This window comes from Psychrobacillus faecigallinarum, assembly GCF_014836595.1.
GTDB classification, from domain to species: Bacteria; Bacillota; Bacilli; order Bacillales_A; family Planococcaceae; genus Psychrobacillus; species Psychrobacillus faecigallinarum.
Map to the genome: position 1 here is coordinate 20,500 of NZ_JACSQO010000018.1, position 6,706 is coordinate 27,205.

The 6,706-nt window shown below is 36.5% G+C and carries 6 protein-coding genes and 1 pseudogene; 1 reads left to right on the forward strand and 6 read right to left on the reverse strand.

The genetic code is table 11. The annotated features are described in order from the left end of the window. Positions 1 to 98: 98 nt before the first annotated feature. Together H9650_RS19970 and H9650_RS19975 are read right to left on the reverse strand one after the other, a co-directional pair. Positions 99 to 848: pseudogene (locus H9650_RS19970) on the reverse strand (IS110 family transposase); the annotation flags it as partial. Positions 849 to 979: 131 nt separating this feature from the next. After that, positions 980 to 1,756, reverse strand: coding sequence for a recombinase family protein (locus H9650_RS19975; RefSeq protein WP_144541854.1), 777 nt, complete (start codon positions 1,754 to 1,756; stop codon positions 980 to 982). A gap of 166 nt (positions 1,757 to 1,922) precedes the next feature. On the opposite strand from H9650_RS19975, the gene H9650_RS19980 reads away from it, so the two are divergent. Beyond that, entirely contained in the window at positions 1,923 to 2,123 is a 201-nt protein-coding gene (locus tag H9650_RS19980; RefSeq protein ID WP_026906918.1) for a helix-turn-helix domain-containing protein, read from the forward strand. A 321-nt stretch (positions 2,124 to 2,444) separates the two neighbouring features. On the opposite strand, the gene H9650_RS19985 is transcribed toward H9650_RS19980, so the two are convergent. The 4 genes from H9650_RS19985 to H9650_RS20000 all read right to left on the reverse strand — a co-directional run bounded on the left by H9650_RS19985 (position 2,445) and on the right by H9650_RS20000 (position 6,339). After that, positions 2,445 to 2,900 (reverse strand): DUF4274 domain-containing protein, encoded by a 456-nt coding sequence (locus H9650_RS19985; RefSeq protein WP_144541852.1) that lies wholly within the window; start codon positions 2,898 to 2,900, stop codon positions 2,445 to 2,447. Positions 2,901 to 2,935: 35 nt separating this feature from the next. After that, on the reverse strand, positions 2,936 to 3,310 hold the full coding sequence (locus tag H9650_RS19990; RefSeq protein ID WP_144541850.1) for an immunity 22 family protein: 375 nt from the start codon (positions 3,308 to 3,310) through the stop codon (positions 2,936 to 2,938). Positions 3,311 to 3,322: 12 nt separating this feature from the next. Then, positions 3,323 to 5,248, reverse strand: coding sequence for a ribonuclease YeeF family protein (locus H9650_RS19995; protein WP_186318282.1), 1,926 nt, complete (start codon positions 5,246 to 5,248; stop codon positions 3,323 to 3,325). A gap of 464 nt (positions 5,249 to 5,712) precedes the next feature. Continuing rightward, on the reverse strand, positions 5,713 to 6,339 hold the full coding sequence (locus H9650_RS20000; protein WP_144541846.1) for an NUDIX hydrolase: 627 nt from the start codon (positions 6,337 to 6,339) through the stop codon (positions 5,713 to 5,715). Positions 6,340 to 6,706: the final 367 nt, after the last annotated feature.

Sequence of the window (6,706 nt, forward strand, 5' to 3'; positions counted from 1 at the left end):
CTATTGTTACAAGTTGCTCTGGCATGATGTAAGCCGTTTTATTTTTCATCATACCATAGATTATTCTGACTAATCTTCTCATAATGCAAAGAAGGGCTTATATCTCTGACCATGCTTTGAATGATAAAATCTCTAGATGTCTGATATTCTCGTTTTACTTCTCCATCATCTTGGACTAAAGATAATATTAGTTCTGCTTTTTTAGTTGAACAAGCTTTGCTACTCGCTTCTAATAGAAACTTTCGTAAGTCCTCTACTGTTTTCCCATCCAAATGAGAAGGTGAAGGGTAACTCTCCCAAAAAGCTAATGCAGTTTTGCCATCCACTTCTGAAAAGAACTCCTTGTAGCTTGGAAAATGATAGTTTAATTGCATATGCAGTTGGTTTTTCAAGGCTGTTTGTGCTTTCACTATCGTATTTCTTCTTCCAACCAATTGAGAGATTATCCAATGAATATCGGATGGTGTAGCTTCAGGCAAATAAGGTAGGTCACGTATTAAAACCCTTGCCACACATTGAGCGTCCCAACTATCATGTTTTTGTGTCATCGCATAGCTGTTTCGTTCTGCATTGGATAAAGAGGAATTAACAAACTTCACAATATACCCTTGCTCTAAAAGGTATAACGCTAAATCTCTTCCGTAACCGCCCACATCTTCTAATCCAAATACAGGGGTCAACCCTTCTGTTAGAAATCTATTCACATATTCTAATAAACTAGGAAAAATAGATGGTTTATTTTGAAAAGTCATCTCACCCAACTTCTCAAACCAACAATCCACTATCACCGCTGTATGTTGAAACTTATGTAAATCTAGTCCTATATAAATATACTTATCTCTTTTCATCAGAAATCCTCACCCCTACATTAGATTAAACGGATAAAGCAAGACAGAGAATGTCGGCAACCTTAGGTCGAGCGTTAGTCACTTGGACTCGCAAGGGTACGAAAGCCTATCCATTCTCTATCTGTTAACCGTTATAAAATGGCTTCGTGTTTGCCATTTGCTGTTATTTCTCCATAGTGGTATAAACCACTATAAAACGCTTTTCTATCTAAAATCCGTTTGATCTGGACTTTCGTAAACCATTTTCCTTGTTTTGTTCGATGTCCTTCTTCATTCAGTTGTTCTGCTAGTTGAGTTAAAGACCATGAAGGAAACTGTTCCTTTAAGTCAAACACTCTTTGTACGGTCTGAGCCTGTCTGTCATCTACTACAAGGCTTTTCTGACCTTTCTTCACTTTGTAGCCTAAAGCCACATTTCCTCCTGCATAGCCGCCCTGTTGGGCTTTCTTATTTCGTCCTCTCCCTAGCTTTAAAGAGATTTCTAATCGTTGATATTGGTCTAATAACTCCATTAAACCATTAATTAAAAAGTCGCTAGGGTCTTTCTTATAGATACTGTATTGTGGTTGTTCAATACTCCGAATGTCTAATCCATACTTTTTCAATTCTCGATGGACTAACACTTTCACAATGTCTGACCGCCATAAACGGCTTGTATTCAGTGTGACAACATAATCCACCTCATGGAGGGTGAGATACTCCAACATCTCCTGAAAGCCCATTCTGTCCACTTCTAACGCTTCTTCATCTACTTTAGCCCCACTGATACCCTCATCTTTAAATAAGCGTAAAAGTGTATATCCTTGAGCCTGACAATATGCCTTAATTTCATCTTCTTGGTAAGCAAGACTGTATCCATCCCTTGCTTGTCCTTGTGTAGATACTCGAATATATCCGATAACTTTCATGGTATTTTCCCCCTCCGTTACGCTAATTAGGATTAACGTAACGCTTAGCCGCTATAATTAACATAAATTCATTGTATGCGGCTTTAACGATACAATCAACCCCTTTACCGATACAAGTTTGTGATGTATCGTAAAAGGTAACATGAATAAGAGGAAGGGAAGTACCATGCCTATTACAATCAAGCTAAAGGAAATCCTTAAAGAACGTGACCTTTCACAACGTGAATTGGCACGAATGACAGGGCTTCGCCCTAATACAATAAGCCATCTTTGTTCAGACAACGTGGACAGGGTTTATTTATCGACATTAGAAACAGTATGCAAAGTGTTAGACATCGACATTCAGGAATTAATCGAGGTGGAGTAGTCCTCACTCTAGTAATCGTTCTATGTACGTCATAGTTGCGAAAAATTTTAAAAAGCATGGGAAAGCAAAGGTATAGTATTTGAGAATATAGATGGTGGTAACTGATGATTTTGTGACTACTTTTAAGAGGTAGAATACATTAAATTGGTTATACGTTTTAAAGGTGTTGTACGCACTTTATAATTTGTTAAAACATTATATAGGGCTTACAAGGCTTATCTCCACTCTGAAAATAATAAGTCGTTCATTCGGCACTAGGTAGCCCCCACAAAAAAGAAACCTTGAAATTTTTTTGCCAATCAAGGTTTCTAATAAATCACATCATATTTTAGGTATATCAATCTCTTTGCCTGGAGACTTACTAATTAAAACATCAGGAAGGTCTGGATTATTCTTTTTCAACTTATACTTTTGAATTTTTGTTAATTCAGGGTCAAAGGAAATGTCTTGTGATTTAAAGTCTAAGCTTAATAGTTTATTATAAATCTTTCTCAAAAAAACTTTCCATTCCTCTAATGAAGAACTTGAAACTTCATCTGAACTCTCTAACAAACGATAGCCATCTGCATAATGGAACATTAGTAAACCTGTCCCTAAATCACAAGCCTCATTATCTAAGATGACTGTTGGTACATCAAACCCACTATTCCAATTATAATTTGCAGCAAAGTAATGAAGTATTAGTGAATTATCTACTTTTTTTAACTGGCTGATTAAAATATTTTTATCTGTATTATAAAGCAACCCCACCAGATAAGTAATTTCTGAGTTAACCATCAACTAAATCATTTCTCCATACCTTAAGATTTCTCTTACTCATAATTTGTAGCAGCAATAAAATCAATAGCACCTTTTGAAATAATTTCATTTTTATATTCAAAATTATATATTAAAATTACTGCATTATATGATTTCTTTAGGTCTATACTTTTCTGGATTTTTGGGATGACAATTTCTTCATACGAACACCCATTTAATAATACTGAAATATCACTACTACTATTCTTATAGACCGCTTTTTCTATAGTATCCTCATCTGTTTCATCCATATCAATATTAAAATCGATAAAAAATTGGGATGGGACAGACTCTCCATCCTCATCATACGTTAAATCAACATACTCTCCTATTGAGTCCTCATCGTTAATATTCCCTAACCAAATTGAAACCCATCCTTGTTTTTCCATTATAGTACCCTCCTACTTTAATCTTAGACCTTGTGGTAAAGACGAAACTCCACCCTCTAATCTATAATTAGCCCAGTTATTAAGTCGTCTAACAAATGTATTATAGTCGCTAGAAGTATCTATTATTGCTAACAATTCATTATGTGCCTTAGTTGAGCCTAACCCTCCATGAACACCGTTTGGATTGACAAATTTGACATCGGATATAGCTGTTCTTAAATCTTTAATCTCCTCAGCACCAATATTCCAATACTTAAATTGAGGAGCTCTTGAAACTAAGTGCCACTCATGTAATCCTCCTGGTTCTCTTAGTTGACGTTCAATTTTCTTTCTAATCTTTTTATCTTTCCAAAGTTCGTCTAGTTCACTACTTGTGAGGGAATTGAAAAATTTATTAAAATGCCCACTCTTTGCAGTTGGTATATCTTCAACAGTTAATTTTGTTATATCTTTAGCATTATCTATACCCTTAGTATCTACATCCACATTCATTATATCTTTATTAACATTATCATAGATACTTTTATTTGTTGGGGCAGTATCCACTTTTGTAGACGGCGTGCTAATTGCCTTTGTACTTTTGGAGGTTGTAGGTATATCCATTTTCGCTGTTGGCATATTAAACATTGATGGACTATTCAAATGGTTGAATGCTAGAGCGTTCGGTGTCCCATTCTGTAAGCTAGTAAACAGATTTAATTTTGTCTGTGTTCCACCCAGTGGACTATTGACCACATCCCGGTAAACTGAAGTATAGACAGATTCTACAGCCTCATCACTTAAGACATTTTTGGGCTGAAAAAACTTGCTACCTTTATTTACAAATTTTGCTCCGGTACTTCCCCAGCCTGCAAATGGAATCATCGCACCAAACGAGAGTGTTGCGTTCAACTTATCTCCTCTAGCTGTATAAATAATCCCATTTGCCCCATCCGCTATTTCTCCGATTCCGGGTATTAGCCCTACTAAATCTAATCCAAACTGTATTCCATCCAACAGTTTATTTTCTTTTGGTGGCTCAACTTGGACTACTTCTTCCTTGTATTCTACTTTAGAAACGATTTCGTAGTATACTGTCCCGTTTTCCGAGTACTCTTTTATCAGGAGACCATTTGCATACTGATGGTATTTTACATTCTCTCCGACGTTTTCTTCAATTGTATTCATTCTTTTCAAATCTAGGGCTTGAAAAGTTTGGGTACTAATCATCGTACCGATCATTTTTTCATGTTCTTCTACCCATAAACTATTAGGATCTAAGTATACTTTAGGAAATAGTTCTGTTCTAATTCCACTTCCAAACGTAAGTGCATTCCATTGACTCGGTTGGAAATGAATGTCCTTCACTCCTGCTTTGAACATTCCCTCCATATCTGCAAGCCAAGAGCCCATCGTTTGAATATTCTGTTCCACCGGGTTTAGCGAAGTCGTTTGAGAGGCATCAAATTCATGTAGCTGTAAAACTGTGTCATCACGTTTCTTTTTGGAGTTTTGTACCCCTTCTTGCACCTCACTGTCATTCAAGTGAGGTAAAGCAACTATATCACTTACCGAGTCCATGATACTGTTTGCCTCGTTCGTAAGTCTTTCCGTTATATTAGCAATTAGCGTAAGTCCCTGTTCCAGCTCTCCCTCTAAAAACTGTTCGAGAATATAGCCAGCTGCATCCGGTTCTAATGATATGAGGGCAGCTTCAACTTGTTGGAGCTTTTGCTTGAAGCTGTCTGAGAAGACAAGAAAAAAATGAAGGAATGGCAAATGAACATCCGAATAGAAGCCTCGGATTGCACTACCTCCCGCCCCCTTCAATACCTCTTCCATTGCTACTAATTCTTTAACTGTGTCTTGAATATTTCCTACTTCGTTTTGCAGTCGTTCAAGCATAGCTATGTTACGTTGCAGCCCATCTTGAAGTAAGTCTACATCTAGGATTTTCATAGGCATGTCCTCATCGAATCAGGTACAATGAAGCATTTCCAATTTTCTCTATTATACAATATTCCCCACCAGATAGACATAAAATCTCCTCCTCTAGCAAACTTACATTACCTATAATATTCCATTTTTTATATAGAAAGGTAAAGTGAAGACTGTCATTTCATATTAAAATGATTCAGAAGAATTGTCTTTTTTTAGGAAACTGGTTATTTAGAAGGAATGACTTATAGGAGCATAGGCGCATTTATAAAGTGCTAATTATTATTATTTAATTCTAATTTTGATACTCTTCCTATACAAATTAATAAGACTCCCTATCAATAGAAAGCCTTTTAAAACTACTATAAATTTAATACTCTAATACTTTTATACAATGCTAAGAGCTTTGTGTTAAATTTATCTCCTTAGTATTATGAAAGTATCATGGTACATATTTCTCCCCCTTTTTAGATTATTTCTTATTATTATCTATTAACATTTCTTATTGTTTCCACAAAATGTTTTAATACCCGTGCTGTTAATCCCCAAATTGTATAGTTTTTATAATCATAAAACCATTCTTCAACATCACGGGGTCTCCATTGGTATTTGTCTCCATTAAAAATTTTTTCAAATGGAAAGTCCATCGGAGGCATAGGTTGAACAGAGACAGTGTGCATATAAGGCTCATAGTTTAAGAGCCAGTTGATTGGCACTGTAAATACTTCTTCAACCTCTTGTTTGTTAAAATTTTCGATTTGATGATGATCAATAGTCGCTACAAATGGATAAACTACGAAAGATGAAGAAGTGATATAAGGACTCATTTGTCCTAAAATTTTTATAGATGTCGGGGCTACACCCAACTCTTCATGGGTTTCTCGTATAGCAGCTTCCATTGGAGATGCATCTGTAGCATCAATACGACCACCTGGAAAACTAATATCTCCAGGCTGCTTTCTCATCGTTAAGGAGCGCACTTCAAACAAAATATGCCATTCTCCTTCCACTTCCACAAGTGGAAGCATGATTGCCGAGCGCAGAGCTGTTTCCTCCCCAATAAATAGTGGCTGTCTATGGTGTAATTCTTTCTTTAGCTCCTCCAAGAACATGGAGTTCCCCCCTTGCTTAGTTTCTCTATTATAAGAGTAACATTAATATTGTCTCGTTTAAAATAATGTGAAGTGCCATTTAGATATATGAAACGTCTAATTATGTATTTTACTTTAGACTTAATTTATTTATATTCATTTTAAAAAATGCCAAACAAAAAGCCGCTACCGATTAATCGGTAACGACTTCCTATAGTGCCCAGCGACGTCCTACTCTTGCAGGGGAACCCCCAACTACCATCGGCGCAGGCTGCGAAACCAGATGGACGGCAGATTTCTTCGTCAGCTACGTCGATCGGTTCTCGCGTATGCTATACGCTCCGAGCCTCTCTTCCTTGCTTCCTCGAACTCTTTGCCCCTCTGCTTT